15 protein-coding genes are annotated in these 16,360 nt (G+C 60.4%); 1 reads left to right on the top strand and 14 read right to left on the bottom strand.

Translation table 11 applies throughout. From position 1 onward, the window contains the following. Window positions 1-352: 352 nt before the first annotated feature. The 14 genes from XI06_RS21825 to XI06_RS21760 form a co-directional block, all read right to left on the bottom strand. Window positions 353-1,600: a cysteine desulfurase gene (locus tag XI06_RS21825; RefSeq protein ID WP_271606442.1), complete on the bottom strand. Its 1,248-nt coding sequence runs from the start codon at window positions 1,598-1,600 to the stop codon at window positions 353-355. Continuing rightward, entirely contained in the window at window positions 1,597-2,913 is a 1,317-nt protein-coding gene (sufD, locus tag XI06_RS21820) for a Fe-S cluster assembly protein SufD (protein WP_271606441.1), read from the bottom strand. Before sufD ends, XI06_RS21825 begins: the two co-directional genes overlap by 4 nt. Before the next feature lie 17 nt (window positions 2,914-2,930). Then, window positions 2,931-3,683 carry a Fe-S cluster assembly ATPase SufC gene (sufC, locus tag XI06_RS21815; RefSeq protein ID WP_271606440.1) on the bottom strand — a complete coding sequence of 251 codons (753 nt, stop codon included), beginning with the start codon at window positions 3,681-3,683 and terminating at the stop codon, window positions 2,931-2,933. 64 nt (window positions 3,684-3,747) lie between these two features. Further along, window positions 3,748-5,244, bottom strand: coding sequence for a Fe-S cluster assembly protein SufB (sufB, locus tag XI06_RS21810; RefSeq protein ID WP_271606439.1), 1,497 nt, complete (start codon window positions 5,242-5,244; stop codon window positions 3,748-3,750). Window positions 5,245-5,438: 194 nt separating this feature from the next. Beyond that, window positions 5,439-5,633, bottom strand: a complete 195-nt coding sequence (locus XI06_RS21805) for a 4Fe-4S binding protein (protein WP_271606438.1) — start codon at window positions 5,631-5,633, stop codon at window positions 5,439-5,441. A 753-nt stretch (window positions 5,634-6,386) separates the two neighbouring features. After that, window positions 6,387-7,499, bottom strand: a complete 1,113-nt coding sequence (ald, locus tag XI06_RS21800; RefSeq protein WP_271606437.1) for an alanine dehydrogenase — start codon at window positions 7,497-7,499, stop codon at window positions 6,387-6,389. Window positions 7,500-7,886: 387 nt separating this feature from the next. Further along, complete coding sequence (hypE, locus tag XI06_RS21795; protein ID WP_271606436.1) at window positions 7,887-8,933, bottom strand: hydrogenase expression/formation protein HypE; 1,047 nt, start codon at window positions 8,931-8,933, stop codon at window positions 7,887-7,889. Further along, window positions 8,930-10,072 carry a hydrogenase formation protein HypD gene (hypD, locus tag XI06_RS21790; RefSeq protein ID WP_271606435.1) on the bottom strand — a complete coding sequence of 381 codons (1,143 nt, stop codon included), beginning with the start codon at window positions 10,070-10,072 and terminating at the stop codon, window positions 8,930-8,932. The genes hypE and hypD overlap by 4 nt, the downstream gene beginning before the upstream one ends. 2 nt (window positions 10,073-10,074) lie before the next feature. After that, entirely contained in the window at window positions 10,075-10,254 is a 180-nt protein-coding gene (locus XI06_RS21785; protein ID WP_333909136.1) for a HypC/HybG/HupF family hydrogenase formation chaperone, read from the bottom strand. 50 nt (window positions 10,255-10,304) lie between these two features. Beyond that, the gene (hypF, locus tag XI06_RS21780; RefSeq protein ID WP_271606433.1) at window positions 10,305-12,560 is read right to left on the bottom strand and encodes a carbamoyltransferase HypF; all 2,256 of its coding nucleotides are present in this window, start codon (window positions 12,558-12,560) and stop codon (window positions 10,305-10,307) included. Then, window positions 12,557-13,513: a hydrogenase nickel incorporation protein HypB gene (gene hypB / locus XI06_RS21775; protein WP_271606514.1), complete on the bottom strand. Its 957-nt coding sequence runs from the start codon at window positions 13,511-13,513 to the stop codon at window positions 12,557-12,559. The genes hypF and hypB overlap by 4 nt, the downstream gene beginning before the upstream one ends. Then, complete coding sequence (locus XI06_RS21770; protein WP_271606432.1) at window positions 13,513-13,854, bottom strand: hydrogenase maturation nickel metallochaperone HypA/HybF; 342 nt, start codon at window positions 13,852-13,854, stop codon at window positions 13,513-13,515. The genes hypB and XI06_RS21770 overlap by 1 nt, the downstream gene beginning before the upstream one ends. Then, complete coding sequence (locus tag XI06_RS21765; RefSeq protein WP_271606431.1) at window positions 13,847-14,941, bottom strand: hypothetical protein; 1,095 nt, start codon at window positions 14,939-14,941, stop codon at window positions 13,847-13,849. The genes XI06_RS21770 and XI06_RS21765 overlap by 8 nt, the downstream gene beginning before the upstream one ends. 97 nt (window positions 14,942-15,038) lie before the next feature. Further along, window positions 15,039-15,902, bottom strand: a complete 864-nt coding sequence (locus tag XI06_RS21760; RefSeq protein ID WP_271606430.1) for a hydrogenase expression/formation protein — start codon at window positions 15,900-15,902, stop codon at window positions 15,039-15,041. A 143-nt stretch (window positions 15,903-16,045) separates the two neighbouring features. Here XI06_RS21760 and XI06_RS21755 point away from each other — a divergent pair, with 143 nt between their 5' ends. Continuing rightward, window positions 16,046-16,177 (top strand): hypothetical protein, encoded by a 132-nt coding sequence (locus XI06_RS21755; protein ID WP_271606429.1) that lies wholly within the window; start codon window positions 16,046-16,048, stop codon window positions 16,175-16,177. Window positions 16,178-16,360: the final 183 nt, after the last annotated feature.

The following is a 16,360-nucleotide window of genomic DNA, read 5'->3' as shown; positions in this document are numbered from 1 at the left end:
AGCGCGCCTCGTGCGTTGGCGGGGGGTGCTGTTGCGAACCCGACATTCCGCTCTGGGTAGAGAACTCTTGGTTTGGCTCTGTTCGAAATGGAACAAGGGCTGGCTATTCGCGAAAATTGCCCGCGCAATTCTCGAGCGCGTCCGCGATCGCAGTACTCTGCGATCGCGCTCGCCGAAGGCGCCGCATAGGAAGACCGACCGCAAGGGCGGCTGGGTGACAAAGGCCTGCCAATGCTATCTATGCTTGTTGCGACCTACAGGTGCTTACCTGCTGCGATGCGATGAGGTGCATGACCTTACCCAGACCTCAATGCGAGCTGCCTTGCAACCTGGACAGCGTAGGCTCGCCGAATCACGAGAACAGCTGCCGCGCCTTGATAAGCGCACGCACGAGCACATCGATCTCTTGACGTGTATTGTAAAGTCCTAATGACGCACGGCACGTTGCCAGCACGCCGAACCGCTTGAGCAGCGGCATCGCACAATGGGTCCCCGCCCGCACCGCTACACCGGCGCGGTCGATGACGGTGGCAATATCATGCGCATGCGCACCATCCATATCAAAGGAGATGATCGGTCCCTTATTGGCCGGGGTTCCGATCATGCGTATGAAATCGATCTCCGCCAGCCTCTCCTGCGCGTAAGCGAGCAGTACGCTCTCGTGGCTGCGGATCTGCACCTTGCCTACTGAATTGATGTAATCGATAGCCGCCCCTAAACCGATGGCTTCGACGATCGGCGGCGTACCCGCTTCGAACCGGTGCGGCGGATCACCATAAATGACGCCGGAACGCGAGACCTCGCGGATCATCTCCCCGCCGCCATTGAACGGCGGCATCGATGCCAGATGCTCAGACTTGCCGTAAAGCACACCGATCCCAGTCGGACCATAGAGTTTGTGGCCCGTCATGACGTAGAAATCGCAATCAATGTCGCAGACGTCGGCGCTCAGATGGACGCAAGCTTGCGAGCCGTCGACCAGCACCGGGATACCACGAGCATGCGCGATCCTCACCACGTCTTTCACCGGCAACACCGTGCCGAGCACATTCGACATTTGTGTGATTGCTACCATGTTGGTGCGCGGGGTCAGCAGTCGTTCAAAATCATCGAGCAAGAAGTTTCCGTCATCGTCCACTGGCGTCCATTTGATCACCGCACCGAGTCGTTCCCTGAGGAGGTGCCATGGCACAATGTTGGAGTGGTGTTCCATAATCGAGAGAACGATCTCATCACCCGGGTTAATGCGTTCACGGCCAAAGGTCTGGGCGACCAGATTGATTGCCTCCGTGGCGCTCCGAGTGAAGATGATCTCTTCGTTTGAACGCGCGTTCACAAACCGCGCCACCTTGGTACGGGCGCCCTCATACGCCTCGGTCGCCGCGTTAGCGAGGTAGTGCAAGCCGCGATGAACGTTGGCGTATTCGCTGGAGTAAACCTGCATCATACGGTCAAGCACCGCGTTGGGCTTTTGCGCGGATGCAGCGTTATCGAGGTAAACAAGCGGCTTGCCGTACACCATCATGGCGAGCGCAGGAAAGTCCGTACGTAGGCGGTTGACGTCGTAACTGCCATTGCTCACGGCGGGATGTGCGCTCATTGCCCCGCCTGCAGCCAGTGTTCAGCTTGAGCTGTCACAAAATCGCGCAGATCCTCGGAAGTGATCTCCTCAATCGACTCGCCGATGAACGCTTTAATCAGCAACGACTTCGCATCCTTCTCGGATAGCCCCCGAGCGCGCAGATAGAATACGAGACTGTTGTCCAGCGCACCCGATGTTGCTCCATGGCCGCAGGTCACGTCGTCAGCCAAGATTTCAAGCTCCGGCTTACTGTCGGCCTCGGCCTGGTCGGATAGGAGCAACGCTCGCGTCGTCAGGGTAGCGTCCGTCTTCCGGGCAGCCGGACGAACGACAATTCGGCCCTGAAATACCGAGCGGCCGCGATCGTCGATGACCGCGCGGAACTTCTCCTGACTGGTGCAATGTGGCACGGCGTGGTCGACCACCATCGTTGTGTCGGCGTGAAGCTCGCCCCTGATGAGATTAACTCCATTCGCCGAGACCTTGGTTCCTTCGCCAGCCAGCGAGATGAATCCCTGATAGCGGCTGATGGAGCCACTGCAGGTCATGTTGAAGAGGTCGAGCTTAGCCCTGGCGCCGACTGCGACGATCGCCGACGAGATATTCACCGCGTCAGAGGCAGCGGCTGCGACGCGAATATACGAAAGGCTCGCCTCGTTACCAACCAGGGCGATTATCGCATCATTGGCTTGATAGCCGCTCGCGCCTTCAGCCGAGACAAAACTTTCAACGATGGCCGCATGCGCTCCTTGACCAAGCTGTAGATACGAACGTGTAAAGGTGGACACCGACACGCCGGTTGCGACGTGAACGATTTGAATTGGACGCTTCACTGCGTTGCCCTCGGCGACCGTAATCACCAGGCCATCTGTCGCCATTGCGGCGTTGAGCGAGATAGCGGAATCACTCGTCGTCGACAGCACCAGACCTGCCATGTCGCCAGGGACCGAATTCTCGAGAACCTCTCGCAGCGACCGCACAACCACTTCATTTTCCAGCCTGCCGAGATCGGATAGCTCCGGCGCGAATATGCCATCCACCAAAACCAGTTTGACCGCCTGATCGGCAGACACTTGCTCGGCCGACACCTTTGCTCGCACCAGCGCCTCCGCATCCGGTCGCGGAGCGAGCGGCAGCACCTCGCCGATCAGGGCGCGCAGATCTGTGTATTTCCAGTCCTCCATGCCCCGATGTGGAAGGCCGGTACGTTCGTAGACCTCAAATGCGCTCGCCCGGATTTGGGGGACAAGGCCTGCACCAGGCAGCCGTCCACGCGCCGCAGCGAAAACATTGCCGGGTTTGGGGTCGGCTTCGGGCAAAACCTGCTTCATCGCAGTCCCTAGAGCCGTCAGGCCGCGTCTTCGAATTGGCCGTAGCCAAAAGCCTCGAGCTCCAGCGCGAGTTCCTTGCCGCCGCTCTTCATGATCCGCCCTTTAGACATCACGTGCACAACGTCCGGCACGATATGGTCGAGAAGCCGCCGATAGTGCGTGATCACGATCATCGCTCGTTCCGGCGAATGCAAGGCATTGATGCCGCTGGCGACGATACGCAGCGCGTCGATGTCGAGGCCGGAATCGATCTCGTCCAGGATGCACAAACTCGGCTCGAACAACGCCATCTGCAAAATTTCGTTGCGCTTCTTCTCGCCGCCGGAGAAGCCGACATTAACGCCGCGCTTGAGCATGTCCTGGCGAATGCTGAGCGAACCGGCCAGCTCGCGAACTCTTTTCAGGAATTCGGGGGTGGAGAATTCCTGTTGGTCCCGCGCCTTGAGCTGGGCGTTCAGTGCCGCCCGGAGGAAGTTCATTGTGGTGACGCCGGGGATCTCGACCGGATACTGGAATGCCAGGAACACGCCCTTGGCGGCGCGTTCATTTGGCTCCATCCTCAAGAGGTTCTCGCCCCCAAGCAGGACTTGTCCGCCGGTGACGTCATAACCGGGCTTGCCGGCGATAACATGCGAGAGCGTCGACTTGCCGGAGCCGTTCGGCCCCATGATCGCGTGCACCTCACCTGCATTGACGTTAAGATCGAGGCCGCGAATAATTTCGCGGTCTTCGACACCAACATGCAGATCTCGGATTTCGACTAGCGCCATTCTGATCTTGTCCCTGAAATGTCCTCTGGCGGGCCGCATTCGAGGGGGCTCGCGTGAGGTTTGGTTATCCGACAGATCCGTCGAGCGAGATCGAGATTAGCTTCTGGGCCTCCACTGCGAACTCCATCGGCAGTTTTTGTAGAACTTGCTTGACGAAGCCGTTGACGACCAAGCCGACCGCCTCTTCATGGCTAAGGCCGCGCTGAACACAGTAGAACAGCAGGTCCTCGGAGATCTTCGAAGTCGTCGCCTCGTGCTCGAATGTCGCGGATGAGTTCTTGGCCTCGATGTACGGCACGGTGTGCGCGCCGCATTTGTCGCCGATCAGCAGCGAATCGCAGGCGGTGAAGTTGCGCGCGCCGGTCGCTTTCCGGTGCGCGGTGACGAGACCGCGATAGGTGTTCTGCGACTTGCCCGCCGCGATGCCCTTGGAGATGATGCGGCTCGACGTGTTCTTGCCGAGATGGATCATCTTGGTGCCCGAATCGACCTGCTGGAAGCCGTTCGAGATCGCGATCGAGTAGAACTCGCCGCTCGAATTGTCGCCACGCAGGATGCAGCTCGGGTACTTCCAGGTGATCGCCGAGCCGGTTTCGACCTGGGTCCAGGAGATCTTGGAACGATCACCGCGGCAGTCGCCACGCTTGGTGACGAAGTTGTAGATGCCGCCCTTGCCTTCCGAATTGCCCGGATACCAGTTCTGCACCGTCGAATATTTGATCTCGGCGTCATCAAGCGCGACGAGCTCGACCACGGCGGCGTGCAGCTGATTCTCGTCGCGCTGCGGCGCAGTGCAGCCCTCGAGATAGGAGACGTAGGAGCCCTTGTCGGCGATGATCAGCGTGCGCTCGAACTGGCCGGTGTTGCGCTCGTTGATGCGGAAATAGGTCGACAGCTCCATCGGGCAGCGCACGCCCGGCGGCACGTAGACGAACGAGCCGTCGGAGAACACCGCCGAGTTCAGCGTTGCGTAGAAATTGTCCGAGGTCGGAACCACGGAGCCGAGATATTTCTGCACCAGCTCGGGATGCTCGCGGATCGCCTCCGAGATCGGCATGAAGATCACGCCGGCCTTCTTCAGCTCCGCCTTGAACGTGGTCGCAACCGAGACCGAATCGAAGACCGCGTCGACCGCGATCTTGCGGCGGGCGGGATCTTCCTCGCCCACCTTGGGCTCGACGCCTTCGAGCATGGCGACTTCCCGCAAGGGGATGCCGAGCTTCTCGTAGGTCTTCAGGATCTCCGGATCGATCTCGTCGAGCGAGGTCACCGTCTTCTTCGGCTTCGGCGCCGCGTAATAGTAGATGTCCTGGAAGTCGATCTTGGGATATTCGACACGCGCCCACGTCGGCTCGGTCATGGTCAGCCAGCGCCGATAGGCCTCCAGCCGCCACTGGAGCATCCAGGCGGGCTCGTTCTTCTTCTGCGAGATGAATTTAACGATCTCTTCCGACAGCCCCTTGGGGGCCTTCTCGGAGTCGATCAGGGTCTCAAACCCATAACGATACTGGTCGACGTCGATGCGCTTCACGCGCTCGACCGTCTCTTGTACGGCTACCATTGCCCGCTCCTCTGGCGCAACGACAACTCCCGCCGGCGAGGATTCCGCCGCAATCGATCCAAGCGGACCGCGCAAGTCGCCGGCAACTCGTCGCCAGCGAGTGAGAAAAACAGAAGACGACTCCGACGGACGGCGGCTGTCGATAGCGTCTTCATCATGTTTCGCGCAGGAGCTCCTCTCATCGGCTACTCCACCTATGCGGGCACGCAGGTATCTGGCACCGGGCAAACGACGGCGCATTGCGGCGCGTCGAAGTGCCCTTCACATTGGGTACACTGGGTCGGATTGATCACATATATATCGTTTTTCAGCCTGATCGCGGCATTGGGACATTCGAACTCACATGCACCGCAGACAGTGCACTGGGATGCGATTATCTTGTAGGCCATCACTGCGATTCCATGAGCGAAAGTTGCGGACATTTTCTTGCTTTCAAGTCTTGTGCCAGACAGTTTAACTTGATTTTGTCTGAGCTATTTTCGAGGACACAAGTCACCGCCTCGACACGGTGTCGCAAATCCTACAACGCGCATGACAGTAGCTTGAGCTCGATCCCGTGGTTTGCGCATGGTCGATCTCACGGCAGCCAGCGACCAGGTGAACCACGTTTGCGCGCCTCAGGGGAACGATCTCCGATCCTTCCTAAGGCCGCCGTGCCGCGCCGACGATGGATGCGCCGGGCGACTTCAAAAAGTTCTCCGCCGGCGTGTCAGGTCGACCCCGAGCTGCATCTTGACGGTTCCACTCACCGGGACGGCGGCGGCTTCGGCGACTGCACCACGATAAACTACCCTCGCATACTGCGACCCTGGTAGCGTCTCCACAGCCAGTCAGAGAGAGTCGCGGCGATCGCGCCAGATAAAGCCGCTCCGGTGATCGCGAGTCCCCAGCGACGCGCGGAACGCGTTCTCAAATTGCCTTTGATTACCCAGCAAACCGGCATTCATATACGCTGTATGGAGCGAAAGCACATTGTCTCGCATCGTGCGGGCGACTGAGCCCAAGCGTTCGTCCGTGATCCGACGCTTCGCTCCGCGTTCGTAATAAATGCCGGGGCGGGTCAGCAGATCGATGGAGCCGAAAAAAGGCCACCCCGAAGGGTGGCCTAAGTCAGGGAGGAAACCCCATAAGGACCTCTGGAATCAGGCCGCAGCCTGTTCGATCGGTGAGAAGGGCAGCCCGAGGCTTTCGGCCACCGCTTCGTAAGTTAGCCGGCCCCGATGGACGTTGAGGCCTGCGCGCAAATGCGGATTTTCGAGCACGGCGGAAAAGCCCTTGTTGGCCAGAGCCAAACCAAACGGCAGCGTCGCGTTGTTCAGTGCCTGGCTTGAGGTCAGCGGCACGGCCCCGGGCATATTGGCCACGCAATAATGAATGATGCCATCAACTTCGTAAGTAGGATCAGCGTGAGTGGTTGGGTGCGATGTCTCAAAGCAGCCGCCCTGATCGATAGCGACGTCCACGAGCACCGCCCTCTTACGCATTGAGCTCAGCATGCTCCGGCGGACCAGCTTCGGCGCGCTCGCACCTGGAACGAGCACCGCACCAATCACCACATCCGCCGCAAATACCTCTTCCTCCACAGAGTCGATAGTCGAAAACCTGGTGCGAGCGCGTCCTTCGAATAGCTCGTCCAACTCGCGGAGCCGGAGTATCGAACGGTCAATGATGGTCACCTCTGCGCCCAGACCAACCGCCATGCGCGCCGCGTGCGCACCAACGACGCCACCTCCGATCACCACGATTCGGGCAGGCTGAACACCGGGCACCCCACCGATCAACAGCCCTCGTCCGCCTGCACTCCGCTTCAGGGCGCTCCCCCCCGCTTCGATCGCAAGCCTACCCGCGACCTCGCTCATCGGCGCGAGCAGCGGAAGACCGCCATGCGGATCAGTTACGGTCTCGTAGGCGATCGCAGTGCATCCAGATTTCAGGAGGCCCTTGGCCTGATCCGGGTCGGGGGCCAGATGCAGATAAGTGAACAAGATCTGATTTTCCCGCAGCTGACACCACTCGGACGGCTGAGGTTCCTTAACTTTTACGATCATCTCGCTCGATGCGAATACCTCAGCTGCGGAAGTTAGAATCGTTCCACCAACAATGCGATAATCGTCGTCGGTTGCACCAATGCCAGCGCCGGCATTGGTCTCGATCATCACGCGGTGGCCCGCTGCCACGTATTCGCGGACAGCACCCGGGGTAAGGCCCACGCGATATTCGTGCGCCTTGATTTCCTTGGGGACTCCGACCTTCATTTGAAAACTCCCTGCCTGGAGCGCCCTTCTAATCGGAAGCGAGCAGCGATATTGCGACGCAGCCGTCAAAACGGCGCAGAAATTCATCGATATTTGACAAGCTTCGCAGGATTTCAAACCCACGGATGCCGAGCGGATGGTGTGACCATGCTCGCTGAGCAACCGTCGATGCGCGATCGCGGTGAATCGTTTCGAATTGCGTTCTCGGCTGGTGGAAAAGCTAACAACCCAAATTCAGCACGCCCAAAGACCGAAGTCGCAGTCTGCCGGTTGGGCAGATTGCCCATAAAGGATCGTTTCCCACAGCTAATGGGTGATGGTTGATGCGTCACGGCTCATGACCATTGATCACACTTGGTTTCCAAAAGCTGGACGATGTGCAGCGTGTCAACAAATCCGAGGCAATTGTTCGCCCCACAACCAGTCGACGATTCGTCGACCGCCGAAACCGGTCGCCATCTGCACAAATTTCCGATTATCAGCCACCGCTTCGCCAATATCAGCTGCGTCGGACCCGAGCGGGTGCGCCTTCATGACTGCAAGCAAGGCATCAGCCAAATCAGGTGCGACGATCGCAACGAGCTTGCCTTCATTGGCGACATGGATGGGATCGAGTCCAAGAAGTTCGCAGGTAGCCGCAACCGCCGGCTTCACCGGAATGGATGCTTCGTGCAGACGGAACCCGAGCTCGGATTGATGCGCAATCTCGTTGAGGGTCGCGGCAAGCCCACCCCGCGTGGGGTCGCGCATCACCCGAATTCCGCTACCGCCGGCGGCAACCATGACCGCTACGAGGTTATGCAACGCTGCGGAATCCGACACGACCTCGGTTTGAAAAGCGAGGTTCTGACGTTTGGACATGATCGCCACCCCATGATCGCCGAGGCTACCGGACACCAGCACACGGTCCCCGACCCTTGCCTTGTCGGCGGAGAGATCGAGCCCATCGGCCACAATCCCGATGCCGGTTGTAGAGATGAACACACCATCCGCCTTGCCGCGCTCAACAACCTTGGTGTCTCCGGTAATGATGTGAACGCCGGCACTGCGCGCTGCCGAGCCCATCGAATCCGCGATCACTTTCAGATCAGAAAACGGGAAGCCCTCCTCGATGATAAAACTGGCCGACAGATAGAGAGGACGCGCGCCGGACATCGCGACGTCATTAATGGTGCCGTACACAGCCAGTGACCCGATATTGCCGCCGGGAAAGAACAGCGGCGAGACCACATAGCCGTCGGTCGTCATCACCATTCTGCCTGCCGCAACGTCAAACGCCGACTGATCATTGCAGCGGGCGAGCCATTCATTACCAAAGGCTTGGTGAAAAAGGCCGGAGATCAGCTGTGCCATGGCACGGCCCCCGGATCCGTGGGAAAGATCAACCCGTCCGTTCTCAAGGTCGAGCTTGCGCTGATAGCCCTTTGCGCTCATGACGTCCGCCTCAACGGTTCATGGCGAACTCGGCCATAGGTCCAATACGCCGCACAAGCGCCTTCCGATGATACCATGCAGGACCCTATGGGAGTTTCCGGCGTGCAGACGGTTCCAAACAGCTTACACTCGACCGGCCGCTTGGCGCCACGCAGGATCGCGCAGCACTCGCACGCCGGATTGTCTGCGACACGCTGGTCTTGGATCGCAAAACGCGTCTCAGCGTCAAATTGCGCGTAAGCCCGTTTCAGCTTCAGCCCGCTGTTGGGTACGAGTCCGAGCCCACGCCATTCAAACTGGTCGCGCAGTTCGAATATCTGCGAGACCTCGTGCTTGGCGCGCCGATTGCCTTCACGTGTCACCGCACGACTGTATTGGTTCTCCACCTCGCAGCGATGTTCGTTCACCTGCCGCACCAGCATCAGGATCGCCTGCATCACATCGAGCGGTTCAAATCCTGCGATCACGATAGGCTTGCCAAATTGTTCTGCCAGGGGCTCGTAAGGCTGCGTACCGATAATGGTGCTGACATGTGCAGGCCCGATGAAGCCGTCAATTGGAACCCCGCCGGTGTCGCGAATTTTGGGGTTCTCGAGAATGCTGTGCATCGCAGAGGGCGTAAGCACGTGGTTGCAGAACACGCTGAGGCCCTTCAGCCGCTTCTTCTCGGCAAGTCGGATCATCACCGCCGTCGGCGGCGTCGTGGTCTCAAATCCGATGGCAAAGAAGACCACCTCGCGGCTCGGTGACTGTTCGGCGACACGGATAGCGTCGAGCGTCGAGTAGACCATCCGAATGTCGGCGCCGAGCGCTTTAGCTCGCAACAGGGACTGTCCTTGCGACCCAGGCGCGCGCATCAGGTCGCCGTACACGCACAGAGTGACCTCTGGTCGGTCGACAAGCCGGATCGCCATATCGATTCGACTGGCGGGCAGAACGCAAACCGGACAACCGGGCCCGTGGATCATGCGGACGTTCGCGGGCAGCAGATCCTCCAGGCCATAACGGGAGATCGCATGAGTGTGCCCGCCGCAGAATTCCATGAATCGATAGGCTCTTTGCGAACTAACCTCGGCGCCAATGGCACGCGCAATTCCCTGCGCGATGGCCTTGCTGCGAAATTCGTCGGCATATTTCATGATCAGCGTTCTCCTGCGCTGCCTAGCTCCTGCAGCAGCGCCAGCGAGCGCTCGGCTTCCGTCGGATCGATCTTGGCCAGCGCATAGCCGACATGGACAAGGACGCAATCGCCGACCTCGAGCTCCTCGACGAGAGCAATCGATATCTCCAGGCTGATGCCGTCGATGGACACTATAGCCATGTCGTCGGGAAGAATTTTCGTAATCTTTGCCGGAACCGAAAGACACATAGTCAGGCTGATCCTCCCCTGGCGGACGACTGTTGAGCTATCTGCAGAGCGGCAATCCAGGCCTGGCCAAGGCTCAAACCGCCATCATTGGGCGGCACCCGCCGTGGCACGAGCGGGGTAAGGCCGGCAGCGCTGCAACCGCGCGGGATTTCATCCGCCAGCGCCGCGTTCAGGAAGCAGCCACCGCTCAGAACGACCGTGTTAACGCCAGTTGTCCGCGCAGATCGCGCGACCCAATCAACGCAGGCGGCGGCGAAAGTGCCATGAAACAGGCCGGCTCCGCCCGCCGCGTCAACGTCATCTGCAATCAACCGCGCAAACAGCGGGCGAAGCGACAGCACGCCACCATCGATCGTCCAGCCGGCTTCGAGAATCGCAGTCCGCCGCACCAGCGCCTCAAGCTTCATCGCCGCTTCGCTCTCATAGCTCTGCAAACTCGCAATCCCCAGCAGCGCCGCTGCGGCGTCGAACAACCGGCCCGCACTGGTCGTGGTGGCCCCGCCCGGCTGTTCGAGCAACGCCGACACACATCCAGCCTGCCGTTGTGCCGCAAAGCGCAGCCCGATTTCGTTACCCCGACCGAGTCCGTGTAATACTGCGCTGGCCATCCGCCACGGCTCGCGGGCTGCACGATCTCCACCGGGCATTTGCAGGGGCGCTAAGTGCCCGATGCGCCGGCACCCCGCCCCTTCGCACAACAATAGCTCGCCACCCCAGTTACCGCCCTCGGAGCCGCGGCCATGGCCATCCAGCACAAGGGCAAGCGCAGGTCCCGCATGACCGTGCTCGGCGATCACTGCGGCAGCGTGTGCGTGGTGATGCTGGACAGCGACCAGCGCGCGGGCACTGGCTTCCGCAAACCGGGTAGAAGCCATATCAGGATGCAGATCATGGGCCATGGCGACAGGCTCTACATCAAGGCTCGATGTAAGGTGTCGGATCGTCTCCTCGAACGCGCGGATGCCTTCGGCCGTGTCCAGATCGCCAATATGCTGGGAGACGAACGCTTGGTTGTCCCGCGTGATGGTGACGGTCGATTTCAGTGCGCCGCCGACGGCGAGCACGGACGGCACCGACTTTGCAAGCCTGATCGGTTCGGGAACATAGCCACGGGCACGACGAATGAATTGCGGCCGGCCAGCCACCACTGACACCACGGAGTCATCGGCACGCGTCACTATATCGCGATCATGAGTTACGATAAGGTCGGAGATCGCCTTGAGCCGCCGCAGCGCCTGCGCGTTGTCGATCAGGAGCGGTTCGCCGCAAAGGTTGGCACTGGTGGCGACGATGACCGGGCCGGTCCGCCCACATGCTCCGGCCGAGCGAAGCGCATGAAAGATGAGGTGATGCAGCGGCGCTACAGGCAGCATGACACCCACGCGTGATAAGCCAGGAGCTATGGCGGGCGCCAAATTGTTACACGAAGACAGAAGGACGATGGGACGTGCTACAGATTCGAGCAGCGCAAGCTCGAGCGCGTTCGCCTCCGCGATGTCGCTGACGCGCTCTATGGAATCGATCATAACCGCGAACGGCTTCTGAAGGCGCTGCTTTCTCTTGCGCAAACGCTGCACGGCATCCTGGTTACGCGCGTCGCAAAGAAGCTGATATCCTCCGAGCCCCTTGATCGCCACGATTTGTCCCCCCGCGATTGCCGCGGCAATGGCGCTGATCCCATGGCTGAGCCGAGGCCCGCATGTCGGACACGCGATCGCCTCCGCATGAAACCTGCGGCTCGCCGGATCGGCATATTCGGCCGCGCAGGCGGCGCACAGCCTAAAAGCCCGCATCACGGTGTTGCGGCGGTCGTACGGAAGCCGTTCGGCGATCGTGTACCGTGGGCCGCAATGGCAGCAACTGATGAAGGGGTAAAGGTAATGCCGACTTTCCGGATCGAACAGCTCGCTGAGGCATTGCTGACAGGCAGCAGCATCAGCGACGATCTGGGTTGACAATTTGCCGGCTTCGCTCGTGCCGATCGAAAACTCTTTCGCCTCGAGCGCCGTAGTCTCCCGAACGCAGATGTGGTCGATGCGCGCCAATGGAGGTGCCTCGAGCGGCAACGTTGCTACAAACTCCGACGCACGGTTGCCCTCGACCTCGATCGTAACGCCCTTGGGGCCATTGATGACAAACCCCGCCAATCCGTAGCGCACGGCGAGTCTATAGACGTAAGGACGAAAGCCGACCCCTTGCACGGCCCCAGTCACGCGCACGCGCAGCCGCGTTCGGTCGCAGGTGGTTGCGGCGCTCATCGCCTTATGTCCTCTACGGCGCGCCCTTGATGCCATGCGCGTCTATCGATCCAGGCGTAGAGCGCGCCAAGACCCTCGCCCGTACGAGCCGAAACTAAAAGCACCTCGATGTTTGGATTGACTCGTCTGGCGTATTCGATCGTTTTGCCGAAATCGAACTCAAGCAGCGGGGCCAGATCAATCTTGTTGATCACCATGAGCGAAGAAGCTGCAAACATATCGGGATATTTGAGCGGCTTGTCTTCACCTTCGGTAATGGATAGCAGCACGATCTTGCAGGCCTCGCCAAGATCGAAGGCTGCGGGACAAATCAGATTACCGACGTTCTCGATGAAGAGAATACCACACGTGAGCAGCGGCAACCGGCGATAAGCCTCGCCAATCATCGCAGCGTCGAGATGGCAACCCTTGCCGGTGTTAACTTGAATGGCTGGCACGCCGGCGGCCCGAATGCGTTCGGCGTCGTTCGAGGTGTGCTGGTCGCCCTCGATAACCCCAACCGGCCGGCTGCGCTTGAGCTCAGACGCCGCGCGGACGAGTAGCGTCGTTTTACCTGCACCGGGACTGGATAAAAGATTAAATACAAGCAGGTCATTGGCGAGAAAGAGCGCGCGGTTGTGCGCCGCAATCCCATTATTCTTGCTAAGAATATCGCGCTCGATCTGAATGACCCGCTCTCTGCTCATACCCGCGACCTTCAAGCCAGCCGGCCCGGCGCCGCTCAGAGGCGTCTGCGCACCATGAGCCTGGTGATGGGCGGAGCGAGGATTGCAACTATGACTATCGCCAGCATGGTTTGAACGCTGCGGCCCTTGGCCGTCATGCGGACGGGCACAATGGCGATCGCAATCGCCATGCATATGGACATCGTATCCCTCATGGCGCTCCACATCATGCGCCTTGGCGCGGTTGGTGGACGGCGTCCCTTCGGTGCAGCCGCAAACGGTACACATCAATCGATCTCCAACTCTTTCACGCGCATCTGTTCGCCCGCGGTTACCTGCAACTGATAGCTGCCGCAGCAAGGACAGCATTCACCGCGTCGCGCAATCTCGACGCTCTTCGAACAGCTCATGCACCAGGCAACGCCTGGCAGTTCGATGATATTAAGGACCGCCCCCTCGGCGGCCGTCCTCGTTGCAACGGCAGCAAAGCAGAACCTGAGCGCTTCAGGCGCCGCATGGGTCAGCGCTCCCATCTCTAGACAGACGCTGCGCACCCGCGAGAACGATCGCCGACGTACCTCCTCCTCGACGATTTGAATGATGCCGAGACAAATCGCCATTTCATGCATCGCCAACTTCGCGAAAATTGAGAGTGAACCCGACGCACGGATCGAGCGATGCAATCACCGCATCGACTGCATCCCGATGTCGTCCAGCCGTCAGCACCGCGCCCTGCAGGCTGCGGACAAGCGGTCCGCACGGGTGGAAGTTCCACTCCGTCGGCGCAAGGAATTCGAAGCGGGATATCCGGCCTTGAGGATCGAGCTCGACCGCGTGGTAGAGACGCCCCCTGGCGCATTCGACCGCGGCCGCCGCACGGCCGGGCCCTAACTTGTATCTTTTGATAATCCCGAGCTCTGCCGAGTCAATCTGAGCACCGGCCTTGAGCCAGGCACATAACCGCAGGCTCTCAGCAATTCTGGCCCTCAGCCGCTCGGCCGCACCGGAGGGGCTGGGCGAGAGCCGATCACGCGTCATTTGGCGCGCCAATGGACCCGTCTCGGGCACATGGCCGTCAAGATCCGGACAATAGCAAAACCTCGCGCCATCCACGATCAGCCGCTTAATGATGTTGAGGTCGTCAGCAACGGACAGGAACGAGTGCTCCGCCAGAATTGGCTTGACGCCGATCTCATCGAGCGCTGCAATGCGAAGCGCCAATGGGCTACCGGACCTCACCGCGCCCCCCTCATTCGATATGCCGAGCGCGTTCAGCACAGCCAGGATCCGCGCTGTTGCTTCGCATTGAGCGGAGCCCCCGGGTGAGTGCGCGCTGCTGAGAAGCGCTGTCATTTCCCGCATCAGGGAGCGGATTGCCGCCGCACTGGCGATGTCTTGCGCAAGATGTCCGACAAACAGGCCCCGTAGCAAATCCGCGATGCGCTCAATAACGATAAGGGCAATACGACGCTGTTTCGTTGTGCGAGTGATCACTTCGTCGCGCGCCGTCTCGACGGCGGACAGCAGTGCAGTTTGCTGTGCAGCGGCACACAATGCGAAGAGCCGCGGCAGCACCTTGAGCAGCGACGAGGCTTGTTTGCCAGCGAATAGCCGTGCCAGCGGTGGCCGGACTCGCGGAAGGATCTCTATCGCGGCGACTACGTCGGCAGCTAGCGATACGGTGACGTCGATTTTGTTGCCGGCAGCGAACCTCATGCGCACCCCACCAATATCCTGCGCGACGTATGCCGGCGGTCGCTGCGCCGGCGCCGTCTACGGGATCCCACCGGACGGCGAACGTCCTCCAAGTTCTTCATGTGAAGTACGCCTCAATTATTTCCTGTATGCGCGCGGCAGAGTCCTGGAAATCCTCGTCGGCAGCCAACGCAACAATCGGCACGCCGCCGACCTCCAGCGTATCAAGGATGATATTGTCCGTAGAATTAAAGAACTGCACCGACCAGACGTTCCTGATCCCGGTCGCCTGCACTCGGCACGTGCTGTAGCCGCGGAAGATGAGTTGGACCGGACCAGTGCCCAGGCTTTGCTGCAGGAATGCCAGGTCGATGACGCTCATCGGGAGCAAGGTGAGATTGATGACATGCGCGCGCATGCCAAAGCGCCAGACGCGGGCCCGCGCGCGTATTTCGGCGAGCACCGGTTGCACGTTCATCGCGCCGTCGGGCGCCGGGCCGATCGCAAGGTCGGCGGACGTCAGGTCAGTTGCGGCGCGCCGGACAATCTGCGGGATCGCTCCGACCTCAAGATATTCGCGCGCCGGCTCGCTTCCGATGCGCACGCGCCAAATTCCTGCAAGCAGGGACTCACGGATTTGCGCCAAAGAGCCATCTGGCAGCGCAACCACCCCAGCGACCTCACCTGCTCCGAGCACTTCGCCTATCAGCTTGCGCTCGGGATCGCTGAGATTCGCGAGTCCGTACAATTGTGTCCGAGCGCCGCTCTTCTGGCTGCCAACGGCAGCGGCGGCATTTGATAATAGCGCGATGGCATTCGGATAGGTCCTTGCAAGCTCGTCGCCGTCGCGCCAAGCGCGCTTGGCGAGCGCACTCGCCCTCGTTAACCCGCTGTAGAATACATCGAGACTTCCAGAGCCGGTGGCAAGGTCATTCGCCGCTCCGTCGGCGACGTCGGATACAACGCGGATCGCTGTTTTCATAATGCGATGTTCCGTTGGCCGTATCGAGAGGCAATGCACTTGCCGATATAAGCGCTGCCGGAGTGTGGCCGAGCCATCGGCACGGAAATGCGATCGATCGCGACGAAACAGAGCGGTCTCCCGCCGATCAGGAGGAGTGTACCGTGCCGTTGGCAGAGGATCGGCGCCGGCGGGCCTCGCAGGCCGAGCCACTCAACCAGTTCGCGACCTACACCGCACGCAGGCGCTGCACCTTGCCTGCGCCGCCGAAGCGTCTTGACCATCTCACGAAGTAAGAGTGCGACTTGGATGATCCGGAGCAAATATGGAGGATCGGCGGCCCGCAGCGGCATTACGGCCGCCCTCACGGGAGGGTTCGCGACCAGGCGCGCATCGACGCTGACGCCCTCCACGTCGAGCGGAGCGGATCGCGCCAGACCATGCTGCGTCGGCTGCAACTTCATCACACGCCTTCCTGA

It is taken from the genome of Bradyrhizobium sp. CCBAU 11434 (genome assembly GCF_028128895.1).
Classification (GTDB): domain Bacteria; phylum Pseudomonadota; class Alphaproteobacteria; order Rhizobiales; family Xanthobacteraceae; genus Bradyrhizobium; species Bradyrhizobium zhengyangense.
Note: the sequence above shows the minus strand (reverse complement) of the source record. Positions and strands in the feature narration are given on the sequence as shown.

Coding starts and splice junctions, on each gene's coding strand:
- XI06_RS21825 (WP_271606442.1), bottom strand. CDS start 1,600: ATGAGCGCACATCCCGCCGTGAGCAATGGCAGTTACGACGTCAACCGC.
- sufD (WP_271606441.1), bottom strand. CDS start 2,913: ATGAAGCAGGTTTTGCCCGAAGCCGACCCCAAACCCGGCAATGTTTTC.
- sufC (WP_271606440.1), bottom strand. CDS start 3,683: ATGGCGCTAGTCGAAATCCGAGATCTGCATGTTGGTGTCGAAGACCGC.
- sufB (WP_271606439.1), bottom strand. CDS start 5,244: ATGGTAGCCGTACAAGAGACGGTCGAGCGCGTGAAGCGCATCGACGTC.
- XI06_RS21805 (WP_271606438.1), bottom strand. CDS start 5,633: ATGGCCTACAAGATAATCGCATCCCAGTGCACTGTCTGCGGTGCATGT.
- ald (WP_271606437.1), bottom strand. CDS start 7,499: ATGAAGGTCGGAGTCCCCAAGGAAATCAAGGCGCACGAATATCGCGTG.
- hypE (WP_271606436.1), bottom strand. CDS start 8,933: ATGAGCGCAAAGGGCTATCAGCGCAAGCTCGACCTTGAGAACGGACGG.
- hypD (WP_271606435.1), bottom strand. CDS start 10,072: ATGAAATATGCCGACGAATTTCGCAGCAAGGCCATCGCGCAGGGAATT.
- XI06_RS21785 (WP_333909136.1), bottom strand. CDS start 10,254: ATGGCTATAGTGTCCATCGACGGCATCAGCCTGGAGATATCGATTGCT.
- hypF (WP_271606433.1), bottom strand. CDS start 12,560: ATGAGCGCCGCAACCACCTGCGACCGAACGCGGCTGCGCGTGCGCGTG.
- hypB (WP_271606514.1), bottom strand. CDS start 13,513: ATGTGTACCGTTTGCGGCTGCACCGAAGGGACGCCGTCCACCAACCGC.
- XI06_RS21770 (WP_271606432.1), bottom strand. CDS start 13,854: ATGCATGAAATGGCGATTTGTCTCGGCATCATTCAAATCGTCGAGGAG.
- XI06_RS21765 (WP_271606431.1), bottom strand. CDS start 14,941: ATGAGGTTCGCTGCCGGCAACAAAATCGACGTCACCGTATCGCTAGCT.
- XI06_RS21760 (WP_271606430.1), bottom strand. CDS start 15,902: ATGAAAACAGCGATCCGCGTTGTATCCGACGTCGCCGACGGAGCGGCG.